Origin of the sequence: Streptomyces sp. NPDC057697 (assembly GCF_042799335.1) — a bacterium.
Lineage (GTDB): Bacteria > Actinomycetota > Actinomycetes > Streptomycetales > Streptomycetaceae > Streptomyces.
On the sequence record NZ_JBHVJA010000011.1, the window covers coordinates 131,040 to 150,573 of the forward strand.

13 protein-coding genes and 1 pseudogene are annotated in these 19,534 nt (G+C 72.3%); 4 read left to right on the forward strand and 10 right to left on the reverse strand.

Annotated features, from left to right (window positions below):
* Together ACFVFH_RS26185 and proS are read right to left on the reverse strand one after the other, a co-directional pair.
* Nucleotides 1-308 (reverse strand): annotated as a pseudogene (locus ACFVFH_RS26185) (hypothetical protein); the annotation flags it as partial.
* 220 nt (nucleotides 309-528) lie between these two features.
* The gene (proS, locus tag ACFVFH_RS26190; RefSeq protein WP_383772919.1) at nucleotides 529-1,944 is read right to left on the reverse strand and encodes a proline--tRNA ligase; all 1,416 of its coding nucleotides are present in this window, start codon (nucleotides 1,942-1,944) and stop codon (nucleotides 529-531) included.
* A gap of 232 nt (nucleotides 1,945-2,176) precedes the next feature.
* On the opposite strand from proS, the gene ACFVFH_RS26195 reads away from it, so the two are divergent.
* The gene (locus ACFVFH_RS26195; RefSeq protein ID WP_383772921.1) at nucleotides 2,177-3,037 is read left to right on the forward strand and encodes a class I SAM-dependent methyltransferase; all 861 of its coding nucleotides are present in this window, start codon (nucleotides 2,177-2,179) and stop codon (nucleotides 3,035-3,037) included.
* 36 nt (nucleotides 3,038-3,073) lie between these two features.
* Here ACFVFH_RS26195 and ftsH read toward each other — a convergent pair whose 3' ends face one another.
* From ftsH to ACFVFH_RS26225, 6 genes are all read right to left on the reverse strand, one after another.
* Nucleotides 3,074-4,987: an ATP-dependent zinc metalloprotease FtsH gene (ftsH, locus tag ACFVFH_RS26200; RefSeq protein ID WP_383772923.1), complete on the reverse strand. Its 1,914-nt coding sequence runs from the start codon at nucleotides 4,985-4,987 to the stop codon at nucleotides 3,074-3,076.
* Between the two features lie 205 nt (nucleotides 4,988-5,192).
* Complete coding sequence (gene ffh, locus ACFVFH_RS26205) at nucleotides 5,193-6,740, reverse strand: signal recognition particle protein (RefSeq protein ID WP_383772926.1); 1,548 nt, start codon at nucleotides 6,738-6,740, stop codon at nucleotides 5,193-5,195.
* Between the two features lie 116 nt (nucleotides 6,741-6,856).
* A complete protein-coding gene (locus ACFVFH_RS26210) occupies nucleotides 6,857-9,313 on the reverse strand; it encodes a [protein-PII] uridylyltransferase (protein ID WP_383772928.1) in 2,457 nt (818 codons plus the stop codon).
* A 28-nt stretch (nucleotides 9,314-9,341) separates the two neighbouring features.
* Nucleotides 9,342-9,680 (reverse strand): P-II family nitrogen regulator, encoded by a 339-nt coding sequence (locus ACFVFH_RS26215; RefSeq protein ID WP_383772930.1) that lies wholly within the window; start codon nucleotides 9,678-9,680, stop codon nucleotides 9,342-9,344.
* Nucleotides 9,677-11,029, reverse strand: a complete 1,353-nt coding sequence (locus ACFVFH_RS26220; RefSeq protein WP_383772932.1) for an ammonium transporter — start codon at nucleotides 11,027-11,029, stop codon at nucleotides 9,677-9,679. The genes ACFVFH_RS26215 and ACFVFH_RS26220 overlap by 4 nt, the downstream gene beginning before the upstream one ends.
* Nucleotides 11,030-11,397: 368 nt before the next feature.
* Complete coding sequence (locus tag ACFVFH_RS26225; RefSeq protein WP_383772934.1) at nucleotides 11,398-12,876, reverse strand: hypothetical protein; 1,479 nt, start codon at nucleotides 12,874-12,876, stop codon at nucleotides 11,398-11,400.
* Nucleotides 12,877-13,313: 437 nt separating this feature from the next.
* Between ACFVFH_RS26225 and ACFVFH_RS26230 the strand changes: the two genes are divergently transcribed.
* Nucleotides 13,314-13,973 carry a bifunctional DNA primase/polymerase gene (locus ACFVFH_RS26230; protein WP_383772936.1) on the forward strand — a complete coding sequence of 220 codons (660 nt, stop codon included), beginning with the start codon at nucleotides 13,314-13,316 and terminating at the stop codon, nucleotides 13,971-13,973.
* Between the two features lie 93 nt (nucleotides 13,974-14,066).
* Here ACFVFH_RS26230 and ftsY read toward each other — a convergent pair whose 3' ends face one another.
* On the reverse strand, nucleotides 14,067-15,275 hold the full coding sequence (gene ftsY / locus ACFVFH_RS26235) for a signal recognition particle-docking protein FtsY (protein WP_383772938.1): 1,209 nt from the start codon (nucleotides 15,273-15,275) through the stop codon (nucleotides 14,067-14,069).
* Nucleotides 15,276-15,384: 109 nt separating this feature from the next.
* Here ftsY and ACFVFH_RS26240 point away from each other — a divergent pair, with 109 nt between their 5' ends.
* Complete coding sequence (locus tag ACFVFH_RS26240) at nucleotides 15,385-16,788, forward strand: purine-cytosine permease family protein (protein ID WP_383772940.1); 1,404 nt, start codon at nucleotides 15,385-15,387, stop codon at nucleotides 16,786-16,788.
* A 132-nt stretch (nucleotides 16,789-16,920) separates the two neighbouring features.
* Nucleotides 16,921-17,895: an LLM class flavin-dependent oxidoreductase gene (locus ACFVFH_RS26245; protein ID WP_383772942.1), complete on the forward strand. Its 975-nt coding sequence runs from the start codon at nucleotides 16,921-16,923 to the stop codon at nucleotides 17,893-17,895.
* A gap of 74 nt (nucleotides 17,896-17,969) precedes the next feature.
* On the opposite strand, the gene ACFVFH_RS26250 is transcribed toward ACFVFH_RS26245, so the two are convergent.
* A complete protein-coding gene (locus tag ACFVFH_RS26250) occupies nucleotides 17,970-19,388 on the reverse strand; it encodes a sugar porter family MFS transporter (protein ID WP_383772944.1) in 1,419 nt (472 codons plus the stop codon).
* Between the last annotated feature and the right edge of the window lie 146 nt (nucleotides 19,389-19,534).

The following is a 19,534-nucleotide window of genomic DNA, read 5'->3' on the forward strand; positions in this document are numbered from 1 at the left end:
TGCGAGTCGCGGGGGGGGGGGTGGGTCTCGTGGGGGGGGTCTTGGCCCTGCTGCTCGGCTTTGGGGTGTATTGTGGGTTTGGGTTGGGGGGGGGGGGGGGGGGGGCGGCCCACCCCCCCCGCGGCGGCGATGCCGTGGACTGCCTCATGGAGCAGTCGCTCGAAGGAGAGCTCGGCGCCGCAGGCGGACGAGGACTCTCCGATCAGGGACTCGGGCGCGGCTAGATCCGGCAGCTCGGGGTGGTACCGCTGAATGTCGGCCCACGCCTGCGCCAGCTCTGCGGCAAGTACAGGTGGTGTCGTGCTCACGTCGTGACAACGAGCACGAGTGCCCCGGTGTTCCGATTCCGGGCCATCCCAAATAATTTGCACGTACCAGTCAGTTGCCATTGATGCGTCCCGACGAGGGCGGGTGCGCAGAACTGCGGAGAAGCCGCACAGCTCGCACCAAGGTGGTACGTAGCGACGCGTACGCCGGGCGTGCGTGCGGCCGTTGCGCGCCGGGGCGCACAGGGCGCCGGACGGGCCGTCAGTAGGCGCGCGCCACCAGGGCGACAGTACCGGGCGCGTCGTCCGAGTCCGGCACCGACCCGTCCTCGGCCACCAGGCACCGTACGGACACCCCGTGCCCGGCCAGCCGGGCCTCCCCCGCCGGGCCGAGGGCGGACCAGGCGATCCGGGCCCAGCCGCCCGCGGCCGCCACCTCCACGGCCTCCCGCTCGGTGGTGACCTCGCTGGTGGCGGACGTGCGGCGGCTCCGGGACTCCCGCAGCAACGCCGCCTGGTCCTCCTCCAGCAGCGCCGGGAGCAGTCCGGGCAGGGCCTCGGCCGGGACCGGTTCCTTGCCGCCCGGCACCCGCCGGGCCAGCATCGCGGTGCCGTCCGCCAGATCGCGCGGGCCGATCTCGATCCGCACCGGCACGCCCTTCAGCTCCCAGTCGACCGCGCGGCGGCCGAACGGGATGTCGGTGCGGACGTCCGTCTCGGTCCTGATGCCCGCCGCGCACAGCCGTTCGCCCAGGGTCCGGACCTCGGCCCGGACGGCCTCGTCCTCCTTGACCGCGAGGACGACCGCCTGCACGGGCGCGAGCCGGGGCGGCACCCGGAGCCCGTGGTCGTCGCCGTGCGCCATGATCAGGCCCCCGACCATCCGGGTCGAGGAGCCCCAGGAGGTCTGCCGCACGGGCTCCTGTCTGCCCTCCCTGGACAGGTAGGAGGTGTGGAAGGCCCTGGCGAAGTTGGTGCCGAGCTCGTGGCTCGTCCCCATCTGGAGGGCCTTGCCGTCCCGCATCATCGCTTCGAGCGTGAGGGTGTTGACGGCCCCGGCGAACCGCTCGGCCGGGGTCTTGCGGCCGAGGACCACATCGATGCCCAGCACGCCGACCATGAAGTCGGCGTACACCTCGCGGTGGATGTACGCGGCGAACTCCCGGGCCTCCTCGTCGGTGGCATGGGCGGTGTGGCCCTCCTGCCAGAGGAACTCCGTCGTACGGAGAAAGACCCGCGGGCGCATCTCCCAGCGCACGACGTTGGCCCACTGGTTGATCAGGAGCGGCAGATCACGGTAGCTCCGCACCCACTTCGAGAAGTACTCGTTGATGATCGTCTCGGAGGTCGGCCGCACCACCACGGGCTCTTCGAGCGCTTTCCCGCCGCCGTGGGTGACCAGCGCGAGCTCCGGCGCGAAGCCCTCGACGTGCTCGGCCTCGCGTGTCAGGTAAGACTGGGGGATGAAGAGCGGGAAGTAGGCGTTGCGGGCGCCCGCCTTTTTGATCCGGGCATCCAGCTCCTGCTGCATCCGCTCCCAGAGGCTGTATCCGTACGGCCGGATGACCATGGTGCCGCGCACCGGGCCGTTGTCCGCGAGTTCGGCCTTGTTGATCAGATCCTGGTACCAGCGGGGAAAGTCCTCGGCCTGGGGCGTGAGAACGGGTGCCTTTGCCATGGCGCGCATCGTACGGCGACATCGCCCACCGCACGGGGTGACGGGCCCCGGCGCCACGGGTCCTGCCCACGGACGCACCACGCCGGCACCGCACCCCCGGCCCCCTGGACGCGGACGCGGATGCGCGGTTCTCTGACATACGGGGGAAGCGGGCGACACCTGAACGGGGGGTACGCACTCGGGCACTACCGATCGGACACGGCCGACTTCTCGGCGGATTGGGGCGCTATCCATGACACGCACGCTCGTCCGGCACCACCGCCGCACGGAGACGTCCACCCGAACGGCCCCGGGCGACCGCGCCCGGGACTGGGCCGAGATCCAGGAGCGGATGCTGGCACCGCTGTACGAGGCGGTGTACGCGCGGCTCGAAGTGGGATCCGGCACCCGGCTGCTCTCCCTGGGCTGCGGCTCCGGTCTCGCACTGCTGATCGCGGCCGCCCGCGGGGCCCGCGTCACCGGCGTGGACACCGACCTCGAACGGCTGGCGCTCGCCCGGACCCGGCTGCTGCCCGGTCCGGACGGCGACGCGGGGCCCCCGGCCGGGCGGCCGAGGCTGCTGGAGGGCGGTCCGTCCGCCGCCCTGCCGCCCGACGGCACACCGTACGACCTGATCACCGCCTTCACCCCGATCGGCTGTTCGTCCGACGACGGCGAGGGGCTGGTGGCCGAGGTGCGGGCCGCGGTGCCGCTGGCCGCGCGGGGCAGCGCCGTGGTGCTCACCGGCTGGGGTCCGCCGGAGCGCTGTGCGACGGCGTCCGTGCTGCGGGTGGCGGACCGGCTCTCCGGCCTGGACCGGGCCCCGCGCACCGGCGGCTGGCGGACGGCGGGCCGGGACGACCTGGAGGAGCTGGCGTTCCGGGCCGGTCTGCATCCGGACGGTTCGGGGCGGGTGGCCTGCCCGTTCGGGTACGCGGACACGGACAGCGCGGTGCGGGGGCTGCTCTCCACCCGGCTCTTCGACGCGGCGGTACGGACGACGGACCGGGCCCAGGTGGAGAAGGAGCTCGCCCAGGCCCTCGATCCGCACCGGCGTCCGGACGGCACGGTCTGGATGCCGAACGTCTTCCGCTATCTCGTCTGCGCCACCTGACCGCCCCGTCCCTGTCCGGCCTGCGGCCCCGCTCCCCTACTTGGACAGGCGGGTGATGCCCGCCGCCCGGTAGGCCTCGGCCTCGTCCAGCGTCTCGTTGGCCAGCAGGGCGGCGGAGAGCGAGTCCAGCCGGTCCCGGTTCTCGCGCAGGAGGCGGCAGGCCACCTCGTAGCACTCGTCGACGATCCGCCGCATCTCGCCGTCGACCGCGTCGAGCGTGGCGGGGGCCGCCGAGAGGCCGTACGCCTGCTGGGCGTCGCCGGGGATCGCCGTCAGCCTGCCCACCTTGTGGCTCATGCCCCAGCGGCCGACCATCCCGCGGGCCAGCTGGGTGACCTGCTCCAGGTCGCTCTCCGCGCCGGTCGTGATCACGCCGAAGACCACCTGTTCGGCCGCCATGCCGCCGAGCGCCCCGACGATGCGGCCGCGCAGATACTCCTCGGTGTACGCGTACTTGTCGGCGTCCGGCGTCGAGAGCGTGACGCCCAGGGCGCGGCCGCGCGGCACGATGGTGACCTTGCGGACCGGGTCGGCGCCGGGCTGGACCATGCCGAGCAGGGCGTGGCCGCTCTCGTGGTACGCGGTCCTGCGGCGTTCCTCGTCGGACATGACCAGGGAGCGCTCCGCGCCCAGCTGGACCTTCTCCAGCGCGTCCGAGAAGTCGGGCTGGGTGACCTCGGACTGGCGGCGCTTGACCGCCAGGAGCGCGGCCTCGTTGGCCAGGTTGGCGAGGTCCGCGCCGGTCATCCCGGGGGTCGTCCCGGCCACCTGGGCCAGGTTCACGTCCTCGGCGAGGGGGATCTGCCGGGTGTGGATCTCCAGGATGGCCTCCCGGCCGTTCCTGTCGGGCGGGCTGACCTGGACGATCCGGTCGAAGCGGCCCGGCCGGGTGAGGGCGGGGTCGAGCACGTCGGCGCGGTTGGTGGCGGCGAGCACGACGACGCCCTCCGAGCCGGAGAAGCCGTCCATCTCGGTGAGGATCTGGTTGAGCGTCTGCTCGCGCTCGTCGTGGCCGCCCATGCCCGAGCCGCCGCCCCGGGCCCGCCCGATGGTGTCGATCTCGTCGATGAAGACGATCGCGGGGGCGACCTTGCGCGCCTCCGCGAAGAGCTCCCGGACCCGGCTCGCTCCAACGCCGACGATCATCTCGATGAACTCGGAGGCCGACGCCGAGAAGAACGGCACTCCGGCCTCACCGGCGACGGCCCGTGCCAGCAGGGTCTTGCCGGTGCCGGGCGGCCCCGCGAGCAGCACTCCGCCGGGCATCCGGGCGCCCATCCTCCGGTACGCCCGCGGGTTCTTCAGGAAGTCCACGACATCGTTGAGTTCGCCCTCGACCTCGTCGATCCCGGCCACGTCCTTGAAGGTGGTGCGCTTGGCGCCCTCCAGCTCCACGGGCTTGGGCGGGGCCTTGCGCCCGAATCCGCCCATGCCGCCGCCCATGCCCCTGGACATACGCCGGGCGATGAACACCCAGAGCACGACGAGCAGCAGCATGGGAGCGAGGGAGATCAGCAGGTTGGCGAGGAAGCTGCGCTGCTGGACGACCGGCTCGGCGGTGACCGTGACATCGTCCTTGACCAGTTCGGCCCAGAGGTTGTCGTTCGCGAAGGCCGGCCGCTGGGTGACGAACTTGGTGTACTTCTCGTCGCTCCCCGGGACCTTCGCCTCCTTCTTGAGCTGCCCCTCGATGGCATCGCCCTTGGAGTAGATCTTGGAGACATTGCGCGAGGTGACCTGCTTGCTGAACTCCGTGTACGCGATCGTCCGCTCCTCCTCCCCGTTGAAGAAGGAGAGCACCAGATTGGCGATCAGATAGACGGCGAGCGCGGTGAGCAGCAGCCCGCCCCAGCCTCCCGGCATCTTCCGGCCGGGTGCGGGGGGCGGCGGGGCTCCCTCGGAGCGCCAGGGCTGATCGGTCCGGTCGCGGGGAGGTACGGGGTTGGTCACGCGCGCTCCTCTGCCGACAGCCGTTGAAGCGACAGTAAGGGAGGAATGCGGGCAAAGCCCTGCCAGCATCTGCCGGATGGGCCCTTGGAGGGGACGGCGTACGGCAGTGGTTCCGTACGCACGCCCGAGGGGGCGCCCGCCGGAGAGCGGGCGCCCCCTCGGGGAGCTCACCGGGCCGTCACGGCCCGACGGGGACGGGGCCGGTTCAGCCCATGAACTTCTTGAACTCGTCCGGCAGCTCGAAGTTCTTGTCGTCCGCCGCGGGCAGGCCCAGGGCGCCGCCCTGCGCCGCCTGCTCACGACGGGCCGCCGCGGCCTGCTCCTCGGCCTTGCGCTTCATCGGGTTGCCGCTCTTGCGCTTGCCCTTGGCCTGCTTGACCTGCTTCTTCTGCCGGCCGGGGCCGCCGCCCATGCCCGGCATCCCGGGCATCCCCGGCATGCCGCCGCCCTGGGCCATCTTCGACATCATCTTGCGGGCCTCGAAGAACCGCTCCACCAGGTTCTTGACCGCGCTGACCTCGACGCCGGAGCCCTTGGCGATACGGGCCCGGCGCGAGCCGTTGATGATCGTCGGCTCGGCGCGCTCCTTCGGGGTCATCGACTTGATGATCGCGGCGGTGCGGTCCACGTCGCGCTCGTCGATGTTGTTGATCTGGTCCTTGATCTGCCCCATGCCGGGCAGCATGCCGAGCAGCTTGGAGATGGAGCCCATCTTCCTGACCTGCTCCATCTGGGCCAGGAAGTCGTCGAGCGTGAAGTCCTTGCCCTTGCTGGACGCCAGCTTGGAGGCCATTTTGGCGGCCTCTTCCTGGCTGAAGGTCTTCTCCGCCTGCTCGATCAGGGTGAGCAGGTCACCCATGTCGAGGATCCGGGACGCCATGCGGTCGGGGTGGAAGGCGTCGAACTCGTCGAGCTTCTCGCCGTTCGACGCGAACATGATCTGCTTGCCCGTGACATGGGCGATCGACAGGGCCGCACCACCGCGGGCGTCACCGTCGAGCTTGGAGAGGACCACGCCGTCGAAGCCGACGCCGTCGCGGAAGGCCTCGGCGGTGTTGACCGCGTCCTGGCCGATCATCGCGTCGACGACGAAGAGGATCTCGTCGGGGCTGACGGCGTCGCGGATGTCCGCGGCCTGCTGCATCAGCTCCTGGTCGATACCGAGGCGCCCCGCGGTGTCGACGACCACGACGTCGAACTGCTTGGTGCGGGCGTACTCGATCGAGTCCTTGGCGACCTGGACCGGGTCGCCGACGCCGTTGCCCGGCTCGGGGGCGTACACCGCGACACCGGCGCGGTCGGCGACGACACTCAGCTGGTTGACGGCGTTGGGGCGCTGGAGGTCGCAGGCGACCAGCAGCGGGGAGTGGCCCTGGCCCTTGAGCCAGAGGCCGAGCTTTCCGGCGAGGGTGGTCTTACCGGCACCCTGGAGACCGGCGAGCATGATCACGGTGGGCGCGGTCTTGGCGAACCGCAGCCGCCGGGTCTCACCGCCGAGGATCCCGACGAGCTCCTCGTTGACGATCTTGACGACCTGCTGGGCCGGGTTCAGCGCCTGGGAGACCTCGGCGCCGCGCGCCCGCTCCTTGACGTTGGCGATGAAGGCGCGGACGACGGGCAGTGCCACATCCGCTTCGAGCAGGGCGATACGGATCTCGCGAGCCGTGGCGTCGATGTCCGCCTCGGACAAGCGGCCCTTGCCCCTGAGGTTCTTGAAAGTCGCGGCAAGGCGGTCGGAGAGAGTATCGAACACGGCGCTCGTCGGTCCTCAGGGTCGGGGGCAAAGTGGATTCGGTACCCCAGGGTATCCGGCCCGGCAGAAACGATGACCCCTGCCCGGGAAATCCCGGACCCGGGCCCTGCCGTGTCTCATGCCCGCAGCGCTGCCTCCACCGCGTCCGCCACCGCGAGCGCCCGCTCCCCGGACAGCGGCTTCCCGTCCGCGTCCGTGACGTAGAAGGCGTCCACCGCGTTCGCCCCCAGGGTCGACACATGCGCGCTGCGCACCCGTACGCCGCTCAGTTCCAGCGCCCGGCCGACGCGGTGCAGCAGCCCGGGGGCGTCCTGGGCCCGCACCTCGATCACGGTGGCCAGCCGGGAACCGGCCGCCGCGACGGTCACCCTCGGCGGCGGGGCCTTCACCCCGCGGCGGCGCGGGTAGGCCGCCTCGCGCTCCGCGAGCCGGGCCGCGATGTCCAGGGAGCCGTCCAGGGCGCGTACGAGGTCGGCGCGGAGCCGGGTGGCCTGCGGCAGGGAACCGTACTCGGCCGCCACCCGCCAGCTGAGCAGCAGCAGGTCCGCGGGCTCGCCCAGCTCGGTGGGGAGTTCCACGGCGCGCAGGTCGGCGGCGCGGACGGTGAGGCGGTGCAGGGCGAGGACGCCCGCCGCCGCGGGCAGCACCCCGGGCCGGTCGGGCAGGGCGATGTGGAGTTCGACGCCGACGGGTTCCGGTTCGCCGTCCGCGTCCGGGGCCTCGGTCCGGGCGTGCAGGGCGAGGACGGGTCCGCCGGTGCGCAGGGCCTCGACGGCGAGCCGTTCCTGTGCGGCGCCGGGCGCGGTGGGTTCCGGTTCCTCGGGGGCCTGGCCGGCGAGGACGGCGGCGACGCGCCCCACGAGGTCGGCCACGAGGGCCGCGCGCCAGGCGGACCAGGCGGCGGGCCCGGTGGCGAGGGCGTCGGCCTCGGTGAGCGCGTGCAGCAGCTCCAGGGTGGCGGCGCTCCCGACGGCGGTGGCGACGGAGCGGACGGTCGCCGGGTCGTCGAGGTCGCGCCGGGTGGCGGTCTCGACGAGCAGCAGGTGGTGGCGTACGAGGGTGGCGACGACGTCCGCGTCGTGCTGGTCGTAGCCGATCCGGGCGGCCATGTCCCGGGCGATGACCTCGCCTGCGGCGGAGTGGTCGCCGGGCCAGCCCTTGCCGATGTCGTGCAGGAGCGCGGCGACCAGGAGGAGGTCGGGGCGGTGGACGCGCCGGGTGAGGGCGGAGGCGCGGACGGCCGCTTCGACCAGGTGGCGGTCGACGGTCCAGGTGTGGACGGGGTTGCGCTGGGGGCGGCAGTGGACGCGTTCCCAGTCCGGGAGCAGCCGGGTGATGAGCCCTTCGGCTTCCAGCGCCTCCCAGACGGGAACGGTGGCCTCGCCCGCGCCGAGGAGGGTGACGAGTTCCTCGCGGGCCTCGGCGGGCCATGGCACCGGGAGCGGCGGCGCGGCGGTGGCGAGCCGGCGTACGACGTGGCGGGAGAGGGGGAGGTCGGCCTGGGCGGCCGCGGCGGCGGCGCGGAGCACGAGCACGGGGTCGCGTTCGGGGCGGGCGGTGCGGGCGAGGACCACTTCGCCGTCGGCCTCGACGACGCCCTCGGCGAGCGGGCTGCGTTCCGGGGCGGCCGTCCTGGCGCCGCCGAGCAGGGCGCGCAGCCGGGGGCGCGCGGACCGGGCGCGCAGGACGCGGTCGACCTCGCGCCAGGTCACGTCGGTGGCGTACGAGAGGGTGCGGGCGGCCTCGTAGACCTGGCGGAGCAGGGCGTCCCCGTCGAGCAGGCCGAGTTCCGCGGCGACCTGGTCCTGTTCCTGGAGGGCGAGGCGGTCGGTGGCGCGGCCGGTGGTGAGGTGGAGGGCGTCACGGGCGTCGAGGAGGACGCGGCGGGCCTCGGCGAGCCCTTCGTGGGGGGCGTCGGCGATCCAGGAGGCGGCGACGGCGCGCAGTGCGGTGGCGTCCCGGAGTCCGCCGCGGGCCTCCTTGAGGTCGGGTTCGAGGAGGAACCGCAGCTCGCCGTGGCGTTCGGCGCGCTCGCGGCAGAGCTCGTGGAGTGCGGGCAGGCGCTTGGGGGCCTGGTTGCGCCAGTCGGCGAGGACCGCGGTGCGCATCGCGGCGACGAGTCCGAGGTCCCCGGCGACGGGCCGGGCGTCGAGCAGTCCGAGCTGTGCCTTGAGGTCCTCGCCGGCCGTCCGGCGGGCCTCGGCGGGGGTGCGTACGGAGTGGTCGAGGGCGAGGCCCAGGTCCCAGACCGGGTACCAGACGCGGTCGGCGAGGGCGGCGAGCGCCGCCGGGTCGGCGTTCCCGTCGTGCAGGAGCAGCAGGTCGAGGTCGCTGCGCGGGGAGAGTTCGCCGCGTCCGTAGCCGCCGACGGCGACGAGGGCGGCGCCGCGGACGCCCGTCTGCCGGGCGGCGGCGGTGAACAGCGCGGTGAGCCAGTCGTCGGTGAGCGAGGCGAGGGCCGCACGGCGCGGCGGCCCGGACCGCGCCTTCCCCTGGAGGAGGCGCAGCCGGGCCGCCGCGTAGCCGCCGGGTTCCGGGTCTGCGGGTTCGATGGTCGTTCCGGTGCGCGTCACCCGGCTGCCTTTCGTTCGGGGGCCTCGGTCAGAGCGCGTCCGGGCCGCGTTCGCCGGTCCGGACCCGGACGGCGGTGTCGACGGGCACGCTCCAGACCTTGCCGTCACCGATCTTTCCGGTGCGGGCGGCCTTCACGACGATGTCGATGAGCTCGTCGGAGTCCTCGTCCTCGGCCAGGATCTCGATACGGATCTTGGGTACGAGGTCGACGGTGTACTCGGCGCCCCGGTAGACCTCGGTGTGGCCGCGCTGACGTCCGTACCCGCTGGCCTCGGTGACCGTGAGGCCCTGGACGCCGAAGGTCTGGAGGGCTTCCTTGATCTCGTCCAGCCGGTGCGGCTTCACGACTGCGGTGATGAGCTTCATGCGTCCACCTTCTTGGTCCTCGCTGCTGCCGTGCTGCCCTGGGCGGAGCCTGCGGTACGCAGGGCCGCTCCGCCGCCCGCGCCGCTGAAGTCGTACGCGGTCTCGGCGTGTTCGCCCTGGTCGATGCCGGAGATCTCGTCGTCCTCGGTGACCCGCATCCCGATCGTCCGGTCCAGGAGGAAGGCCAGGACCGCGGAGACGACCAGAGAGTACGCGAGGACGGCGAAGACTCCGACGGCCTGCTTGCCGAGCTGGTCGAGGCCGCCGCCGTAGAAGAGGCCCTTGGCGTCGGACTGGACCCCGCCGGTGGCGAAGAGGCCGACGAGGAGGGAACCGGCGACGCCGCCGACGAGGTGGACGCCGACCACGTCCAGGGAGTCGTCGTAGCCGAACCGGTACTTCAGGCCGACGGCCATGGCGCACAGTACTCCGGCGATCGCGCCGACCGCGAGGGCGCCGAGCGGGCTGACCGCGCCGCCGGACGGGGTGATGGCGACGAGTCCGGCGACCGCGCCGGAGGCCGCGCCGAGGGTGGTGAAGGAGCCGTGGCGGAGCTTCTCGTAGCCGAGCCAGGCGAGCATCGCGGCGGCGGTGGCGACCTGGGTGTTGACGAACATCACCGCGCCGACGCCGTCGTCGTTGCCGAGCCAGGAGCCGGCGTTGAAGCCGAACCAGCCGAACCAGAGCAGACCGGCGCCGAGCATGACGAGCGGCAGGCTGTGCGGGCGCATCGGGTCCTTCTTGAAGCCGACGCGCCTGCCGATGACGAGGATCACGCCGAGCGCCGCCGCCCCGGCGTTGATGTGGACGGCGGTGCCGCCCGCGAAGTCGATGACCCCCAGCTCGTACAGCCAGCCCCCGGCGCCCCAGACCCAGTGGGCGACGGGGAAGTAGACGACGGTGACCCAGAGCGTGATGAACAGGGCCCAGGAGGTGAATCTGACCCGGTCGGCGAGGGCTCCGCTGATCAGGGCCGGGGTGAGCACGGCGAACATCAGCTGGAAGACGGCGAAGACGTAGACGGGGATCGTGTAGCCGTCCCAGAGCTGGGTGACGCCGATCCCGCTGAGGCCCAGGTAGTCCGAGCTCCAGCCGAGGACGGAGCCGACGTCGGAGCCGAAGGCGAGGCTGAAGCCGTAGAGCACCCACAGGACCGTGACGATCCCGAGGCTGATGAAGCTCATCATCAGCATGTTGAGGGTGCTCTTGACGCGGACCATGCCTCCGTAGAAGAAGGCCAGGGCCGGGGTCATGAGCATCACCAGGGCGGAGCAGATCAGCATGAACCCGGTGTTGGCGGCAGACAGTGTCGGGGTGTCTGCGGCAAGCGTCGTGATGCCTGGGGGCATCGGCGTCTCCTCGTCGTCGGTGCGGCCGCGTGCGGGTGAGGGGGAGCGGCACCACGTGCGGGACCACTGGGAAAAGGTGCGGGCCGGTTATGCGCTAGAGATTCGCCCAGCACGGTTTCCGCCGATGCCGCACGGTGTTTCACGGCGATGACGAAGAGGTCCGGTGTGTTACGCGGCCATGAACCACCGGTGGCGCGACCGGGGCCGGGCCCGTCCCGCGGCGGTGGCCGCATACGGTGCGGTGCCGACTCTTCCGTACCGGCGCGGCAACGCGAACCGGCCACGCCGACCACCCGCTGACCTGGCAATGGGGGGAGCCGAAGTCGGTCTGTGCGGGGTGGTCGCCGTGGCCGGGGCCGGGGTGCTGCTCAGACCGCTTCCGCGGTCTCCGGCAGCTGTTCGGTGAGGAGGTCGGTGAGCCGGGCGACTTCGGGGATGTCCCCGAAGTCCCTGGCGGCGGTGTCGACGGTCTTGCGGAGCCGGGTGTTGACGCGCTCGGAGCGGATCTTCTTGGCGACGCGCAGGGCCTGTCCGGCCAGGACCGTGGATTCCTCGGGCTCGCGCTTGAGCAGATGGACGGTGGCCAGGCCGATCAGGTTGAGCGCGTACGACCGCTGGTGCTCGTCGTCCTCTCCGAAGAGCTGGACGGCCTTCTCCATCAGGGGTTCGGCGAGCGAGGCGTACGTGGGGCTGCGGCCGGCCACATAGGCGAGATCGCGGTAGGAGTGGGAGTTCTCGCCGTTGAGCTCGGCCTCCGTGAAGAAGCGGATCCAGTCGGGTTCGGGCTCGCCGTCGATCCCCACGTCGAGGAAGGTGTCCTCGGCCATCCGGACGGCTCTTTTGCACTTGCTGGGCTGGCCCATGTTGGCGTAGGCGCGGGCCTCCATCGCGTACAGCATGGCCTGCGTGCGCGGGGTGGCGCAGTCCCGGCTGCCGTACTGCGCGAGGTGGATCAGTTCGAGGGCGTCGTCGGGCCGTCCGAGGTGGATCATCTGGCGGCTCATGCTGGACAGGACGTACGAGCCCAGCGGTTTGTCACCGGCCTCCTTGGCGGCGTGCAGCGCGAGGACGAAGTACTTCTGGGCGGTGGGCTGGAGGCCGACGTCGTAGCTCATCCAGCCCGCCAGCTCGGCCAGCTCGGCGGCGCACCGGAAGAGCCGCTTGGCGGTGGCCTCCGGCTGCGGCTCCTGGAGCAGGTCGGTGACCTCGTGGAGCTGCCCGACGACGGCCTTGCGGCGCAGCCCGCCGCCGCACTGCGCGTCCCACTGGCGGAACATCGCGGTGGTGGACTCCAGGAGGTCGAGCTCGGGGCCGGAGAGGCGGGAGGGGCGGTGCGAGGCGGCCGCCGGTTCGGCCGGGCCGACGGAACCGGCGGCGGCGACGGGCACCAGCCAGCGCTGCATGGGCTCGATGAGCGCGGGGCCGGCGGCCAGGGCGAGCGAGGAGCCGAGGAATCCGCGCCGGGCGAGCATCAGGTCGCTGCGGGAGAACTCGCTGAGCAGCGCGACGGTCTGCGGTCCCGCCCAGGGCAGGTCGACCCCGGCCACGGACGGGGACTGGTGCGCGGCGCGCAGCCCGAGGTCCTCGATGGCGACGACGGCGCCGAAGCGCTCCGAGAAGAGCTCGGAGAGGATGCGCGGGATCGGCTCGCGCGGCTGCTCGCCGTCGAGCCAGCGCCGCACCCGGGAGGTGTCGGTGCTGATGTGGTGGGCACCCATCTGCCGCGCCCGGCGGTTCACCTGGCGGGCGAGCTCGCCCTTCGACCAGCCGCTTCGCACGAACCATGAGCTCAATTGCCCGTTGGGGCGCTTACCGGCATTCGAATCGCCTGCGCCGCTGCCACTCACTGGAACGCCCCCATCCCGCTGCATACCTGTCGCGCGAACCATTACCAGAATGCCCTGAGCCGATGCCGCCCATGCGGAGGGTGCGCACCATCGAACAGGAAATCGGGTTGCCTCCGGCATACCCATGGGCGCACATACTTCCATGGTTCGTGTACCGACGGTAATCCTACGATCACCCCTGGGGCCAGGGTGCTTACGGAAACGCCACCATTCGCCACCCCTTCGAATGAACGCCACCCCCGTGGAGCGCGATTCACTTGACACATGACGATCACCGGGGGGCGCAGTGACGCGGACCGGAGCGCGTGAACGATTCCGCGCGCTCCGAATGCAACCGGCGCACTCCGGAGCGACGGCGACGGCGGAGTGTCACGACTCCCGCTCACGTCTCCCGCACACGTCGTAACCACCGGCGAGCCGGACCCGTTGGAGGGGGCATGGGCTTCACGATCGGCGGCATCCGAGAGATGCGCACCGGCTCACGGCGCCGCGGCCGTGCGGCCGAGTGCACGGCAGTGGCCGAGTACACCGGACTGTGGGGGTGGGCCGTCGCGCCGGGTGCGCGGGCCGCGGCGGGCCGCTGCTCGTGCGGAAGGGCGGACTGCGCCTCCCCCGGCGCCCATCCGCTGGACTTCGCCCCCGAGGTCCCCGCGGGGGCCACGCTCGACGCGGCGGCCGACACCTGGGCCCAGGTGCCCGGCGCCTCGATGCTGCTGCCGGTGGGCCGCGTCTTCGACGTCCTCGATGTCGCCGAGGCGGCCGGGCGCCGGGCCCTGGTGCGGATGGAGCGGATGGGGCTGCCGCTCGGCCCGGTCGCGGTGACCCCGGCCGGGCGGGCCCAGTTCTTCGTGGCCCCGGGGGCCGCCGCCGAGCTCCCGGAGCTGCTGTACCGGATGGGCTGGGACGACGCGGGGCTGGATCTGCGGGCGCTGGGGCCCGGCTGCCACATCACCGCCCCGCCGTCCGACGAGGGCGGCCGGGGCCCGGTCCGGTGGCTGCGCCCGCCGGTCCTGGACACGGCGGCCGCCCCGCCGCAGGCCCGGCTGCTGCTGGGCACGCTGGCGTACTGCTGCCATCGCGCGCCGCTCTGCGGCTGAGCGCACCGCCGCGCGCCCGGCGCCGGCCCCCGACACGGAGGAGCCCGACCGCTGCGGTGCGGTCGGGCTCCTCGGGTGCGGTACGCGGTGCCGTCAGTCGCCGATCAGGGCGTCGACGAACGCCTCCGGCTCGAACGGGGCCAGGTCGTCCGGGCCCTCACCGAGGCCGACCAGCTTCACCGGCACGCCCAGCTCGCGCTGGACGGCGATGACGATGCCGCCCTTGGCGGTGCCGTCCAGCTTGGTGAGCACGATGCCGGTGATGTCCACGACCTCCGCGAACACCCGGGCCTGCACCAGGCCGTTCTGCCCGGTCGTGGCGTCGAGGACGAGCAGCACCTCGTCCAGCGGCCCGTGCTTCTCCACGACCCGCTTGACCTTGCCGAGCTCGTCCATCAGCCCGGTCTTGGTGTGCAGCCGGCCCGCGGTGTCGATGAGCACCACATCGGCGCCCTCCGCGATGCCCTCCTTCACGGCGTCGAAGGCGATCGAGGCGGGGTCGCCGCCCTCGGGGCCGCGCACGGTGCGGGCGCCGACGCGCTCGCCCCAGGTCTGGAGCTGGTCGGCGGCGGCGGCCCGGAAGGTGTCGGCCGCGCCGAGCACGACGCTGCGGCCGTCGGCGACGAGCACCCGGGCGAGCTTGCCGGTGGTGGTGGTCTTGCCGGTGCCGTTGACGCCGACGACCATCACGACGCCGGGGGTGTCGAGGCCGCTCTCCGTCTTGACCGCACGGTCGAAGTCGGTGCCGAGCAGGGTGAGGAGCTCCTCGCGCAGCAGCGCGCGCAGCCCTTCGGGGGTACGGGTGCCGAGGACCCGGACGCGCTCGCGGAGCCGTTCCACGAGCTCCTGGGTGGGCGCGACGCCGACGTCGGCGGTGAGGAGGGTGTCCTCGATCTCCTCCCAGGTGTCCTCGTCGAGGTTGTCGCGGGACAGGAGCGTGAGCAGCCCCTTGCCGAGGGAGTTCTGCGAGCGGGCGAGCCGGGCGCGCAGCCGCACCAGACGGCCGGCGGTGGGCTCGGGCACGTCGAGGGCGGGGGCGGCGGGCGCCTCCGGCTCGACGGCCCCGGGGGCCTCCTCGGCGGGGGCCCCGGCCTCGGGACCGGCCTCCTCGATGGTGCGGCGCGGTTCCTCGCGCGGCGTCTCGGCTTCCTCGCCGACACGGGGCTCGGTGGGGGGAGTGATGGTCGGCGTGCTCGACGGCGCCGGGGGCAGCTGCTTCTTCTTGCGGCTGCTGACCACGAGCCCGCTGATCACGCCGACCGCGACCAGGGCGATGACTACAGCAAGGATGACGAATTCCATAACCCACCCAGTATCAGTCACGGCCGCCCGAGGGGACCGCCCCGAAGGATCACCCGAGTATCCCCTTGAGCGTTATGCACCTTTTGGCGGTAAAGGTACGATCCTGCCCGTGGAGACCCGTGGACTGGAGCCCGTTCCCGACAACGAGCGCACCGGCCGGGTCAGGACCCTCTTCCCCACCTGGGTCGGTGCGAACCTGACCGTGCTCCTGCTCACCGTCGGCGCGGGGCTCGTCGCCCTGGACCGGCTGAATCTCTGGCAGGTGCTGACGGTCGCGGTCCTGTCCTCGGTCATCGGCTTCGGCCTGGTGGGCCTGGTCTCGATCGCGGGCAGACGGGGCGGGGCGCCCGGCATGGCGCTCTCCCGGGCCGTCTTCGGACAGCGGGGCAATCTGCTGCCCGGAGCGCTGACCTGGATCGCCCGCTGGGGCTGGGAGACCGTGAACGCGGTCACCGGCACCTACGCGGTGCTCGCGGTGCTAGACCTGCTCCTCGGCGTCACCGGCAGCCACCGCCTGACCCTGGCGACCCTGCTCGCCTTCGTGGGGTGCAGCTGGCTGGTGTCGGGGCTGGGCGCGGGGGCGCTGCGGGTCTGCTGCACCTGGTCGGCGTATCTGTTCGGCGGCGTCAGTGTGCTCGTCCTGGTCCATCTGACCGGAACGACGGACTGGGGGAAGGTGCTGGGCAGGCCCGCCGGGCCGACGGGCCTGGTGATCGCCGGGGTGGGCACCCTGGCGGCGGGCGGCATCAGCTGGGCCCCGTCGGGCCCCGACTTCGCCCGCTATCTGCCGCGCACGGCGTCGGGCCGGGCGATGGTCGCCGCGACGGTGGGCGGCGCCGGGGTCGCGTATCTGCCGATGGTGCTGATGGGGGCCGTGATGGCGGTCGCCGAGCCGGGCCTGGCGGTCACCCACGACCCGGTCGCGTTCGTCGGCCCGCTGCTGCCCGGCTGGCTCTCGGTGCCGTATCTGCTGCTCGTCGTGGCCGGGATGGTGCTGATCAACGCGATGTCGATGTACTCGGCCGGGTTCACCGCGCAGACGCTGGGCTTCGCGGTCCCCCGCGTCTGGGCGGTCGGCGTGAACGCCGCCATCAGCCTCCTGCTGGGCGCGTCGCTGATGCTCACGGCCGCGGGCTTCCTGGACACCTTCGTCTCCTTCCTGAACCTGCTCGCCGTGACGTTCTCCGCGTGGATCGGGGTCTTCGCCGTGGATCTGCTGCGGGGCCGCGTCTACGATCCGGTGGCCCTCCTGGACACCACCCCGGCCGGCGCCTACTGGTACACCGGGGGCTTCTCCGTGCCGGCCGTGACCGCGTGGGCCGCGGGGCTGGTGACCGGCCTGCTCCTCACCGGTGTGCGGTGGTTCTCGGGACCGCTCGCCACCACCTGGCCCGGACGCCAGAACCTCGGCTGGGCCGCCACGATCACGGTCTCCGCCGCCCTGTACGCGATCCTGCCGCGCCCCGCCGGGCGGGCCCGCCGAAGCGGCGACGGCACGGCCCTACACTTCTGACGCCGCGTCAGTTACTGTCCCCGACCACCCCGGGGCGTTCTCCGGACCGGGCCGGACCGGGCACGGGGGGCACGCCCGCCAGGAACGGTCCGGACGAAGGGCCCCGCCCCGCCCGACGATGGGACACGTCTCATGGCCTTCACAGTGGTCCGGTTCAACCTCGTCGATCCCGATGCCTCCCCGGGCGCGCTCTCGGCCCGCTACCGCGCCGCGCTGGAGATGGCCGCGTACGCCGACGAGCACGGCGTCGACACCGTGCAGACCGAGGAGCACCACGGCGCCGCCAACTCCTGGCTGCCCTCCCCCTTCGTCTTCGCGGGCTCGGTCTTCGGCGCCACCCGCCGGATCGCGGTCACCGTCTCGGCGATCATCGGCCCGTTGCACGACCCGCTGCGGCTGGCCGAGGACATCGCGGTCCTGGACCTGCTGAGCGCCGGGCGGCTGGTGACGGTGGCGGGGATCGGCTACCGGCCCGAGGAGTACGAACGTGCGGGCGTCGAATGGGGCAGGCGCGGCAGGCTCCAGGACGAGCTGCTGGAGACGCTGCTGCGGGCGTGGACCGGTGAGCCGTTCCCGTACCGGGGCCGCACGGTCCGCGTCACACCGCGCCCGTACACCCGGCCGCACCCGATGCTGCTGGTGGGCGGCAGCTCGCGGGCGGCGGCGCGGCGGGCGGCCCGGTTCGGGCTGCCGTTCTTCCCGAGCGCGCACCTGCCGGAGCTGGAGGCGTACTACCAGGAGCGGCGCGCCGAGTTCGGTACGGACGGCTTCTGCATGATGCCCGCCGCCGAGACCCCGCTGCTGCACGTCTCGCGGGACCCGGACCGGAGCTGGGCGGAGTACGGCGAGTACTTCCTGCACGAGGCCCGCACCTACGCCTCCTGGCAGTCCAAGGACATCCGCTCCGCCGTGCGTTCGACCGCGACGACGGTGGCGGAGCTGCGGGCCGAGGGGGTCTACCGGATCGTCACCCCCGAGGAGTGCGCGGCGGCGGCCGGGGAGCTGGACAGCCTGGTACTGCATCCGCTGTGCGGCGGGATGCCGGTCGAGGAGGGGTGGCGCAGCCTTCGGCTGCTCTGCGAGGCGGTCGCGCCGGGGGCTCCCTGAAGCGTGTCGCGGAAGGGGTTTCCGTGCGGACCACGTCGGCTCGCGCGCCCCGATGCCGATCCGGGCGACGCGGCCTAGCCCATCTCCTCCAGAGCCTTGCCCTTGGTCTCCTTCACGAACATGAGGACGAAGGGGATCGAGAGCGTGGCGAAGCACGCGTAGATGATGTAGGTGCCCGAGAGGTTCCAGTCGGCCAGGCTCGGGAAGCTCGCGGTGATCGCCCAGTTGGCGATCCACTGGGCGGACGCGGCGACGCCGAGCGCGGCGGCGCGGATCCGGTTGGGGAACATCTCGCCGAGGAAGACCCAGACGATGACGCCCCACGACAGGGCGAAGAAGAGCACGAACACATGGGCCGCGACGAGCGCCACGGCGCCCTGGGGGCTGGGAAGTTTGCCGTCGACCAGATCGGCGGAGAAGGCCCAGGCCTCGAAGGCGAGGGCGATGGCCATACCGGTGGAGCCGGCCAGGGCGAGCGGCTTGCGGCCCACCCGGTCCACCAGGACCATCGCGACGACGGTACCGATGATGTTGATGATGGACGTGGTGAACGAGTAGAAGAAGGAGTCGGTGGGGTCGATGCCGACGGACTGCCAGAGCGTCGCCGAGTAGTAGAACGCCACGTTGATGCCGACGAGTTGCTGGAAGACCGACAGGCCGATGCCGATCCAGACGATCGGCAGGAAGCCGAAACGGCTGCCGAGCAGATCCCTGAACGTGGACTTGTGCTCGCGGTGCATGGCGGTCTCGATCTCGGTGACCCGGGCGTCCAGGTCGGTGCCCTTGCCCTCGACCTCCGCCAGGATCGCTCGGGCCCGGTCCTTCTTGCCGACCGAGATCAGGAACCGCGGCGACTCCGGGATCGCGAAGGACAGCAGGCCGTACAGGGCGGCCGGGACGACCATGACGCCCAGCATCCACTGCCAGGCTTCGAGGCCGCCGATCCGGCCGCGCTGGTCGCCGTCGGCGAGTTGCAGGATGCCGTAGTTGACCAGCTGGGAGATGGCGATGCCGATGACGATCGCCGCCTGCTGGAAGGAGCCGAGCCGGCCGCGGTAGGCGGGCGGCGAGACCTCCGCGATGTAGGCCGGACCGATCACCGACGCCATGCCGATGGCGAAACCGCCGATGATGCGCCACATCGCCAGGTCCCAGAGCGCGAACGGGAGCGCGGAGCCGACGGCGCTGATGGTGAAGAGCACGGAGGCGATCTGCATGCAGCGGATGCGGCCGATGCGGTCGGCGATGCGCCCCGCGGTGGCCGCGCCGATCGCACAGCCGATCAGCGCGATGGCGATGACCTGGGCGAGCGTTCCGGAGCCGATGTCGTAGCGGCTGCGGATCGCTTCGACGGCACCGTTGATGACGGAACTGTCGTAGCCGAAGAGGAAGCCGCCCATGGCGGCGGCCGCCGTGATGAAGATGACGTGGCCGAGATGGTCCGGGTGGGCCGCCCGCGCTCCGGAGGCCGGTCCCTGCGAGGTGTTGGTCACATGAACTCCTGATGCCTGGCCGCGTCGTCAGGTGGGGGAAACTCCTCCAAGTGGCGCATAACTTCTCGACTGCCACCACTTGAAGGAAAAGGCGACGCCGCAGAGATTATTCGTTCAGGTCTCGAAATCAATATGCGGTCAGTGCC

Coding starts and splice junctions, on each gene's coding strand:
- ACFVFH_RS26215 (WP_383772930.1), bottom strand. CDS start 9,680: ATGAAGCTCATCACCGCAGTCGTGAAGCCGCACCGGCTGGACGAGATC.
- ACFVFH_RS26220 (WP_383772932.1), bottom strand. CDS start 11,029: ATGCCCCCAGGCATCACGACGCTTGCCGCAGACACCCCGACACTGTCT.
- proS (WP_383772919.1), bottom strand. CDS start 1,944: ATGGCAAAGGCACCCGTTCTCACGCCCCAGGCCGAGGACTTTCCCCGC.
- ACFVFH_RS26195 (WP_383772921.1), top strand. CDS start 2,177: ATGACACGCACGCTCGTCCGGCACCACCGCCGCACGGAGACGTCCACC.
- ACFVFH_RS26230 (WP_383772936.1), top strand. CDS start 13,314: ATGGGCTTCACGATCGGCGGCATCCGAGAGATGCGCACCGGCTCACGG.
- ftsY (WP_383772938.1), bottom strand. CDS start 15,275: ATGGAATTCGTCATCCTTGCTGTAGTCATCGCCCTGGTCGCGGTCGGC.
- ACFVFH_RS26245 (WP_383772942.1), top strand. CDS start 16,921: ATGGCCTTCACAGTGGTCCGGTTCAACCTCGTCGATCCCGATGCCTCC.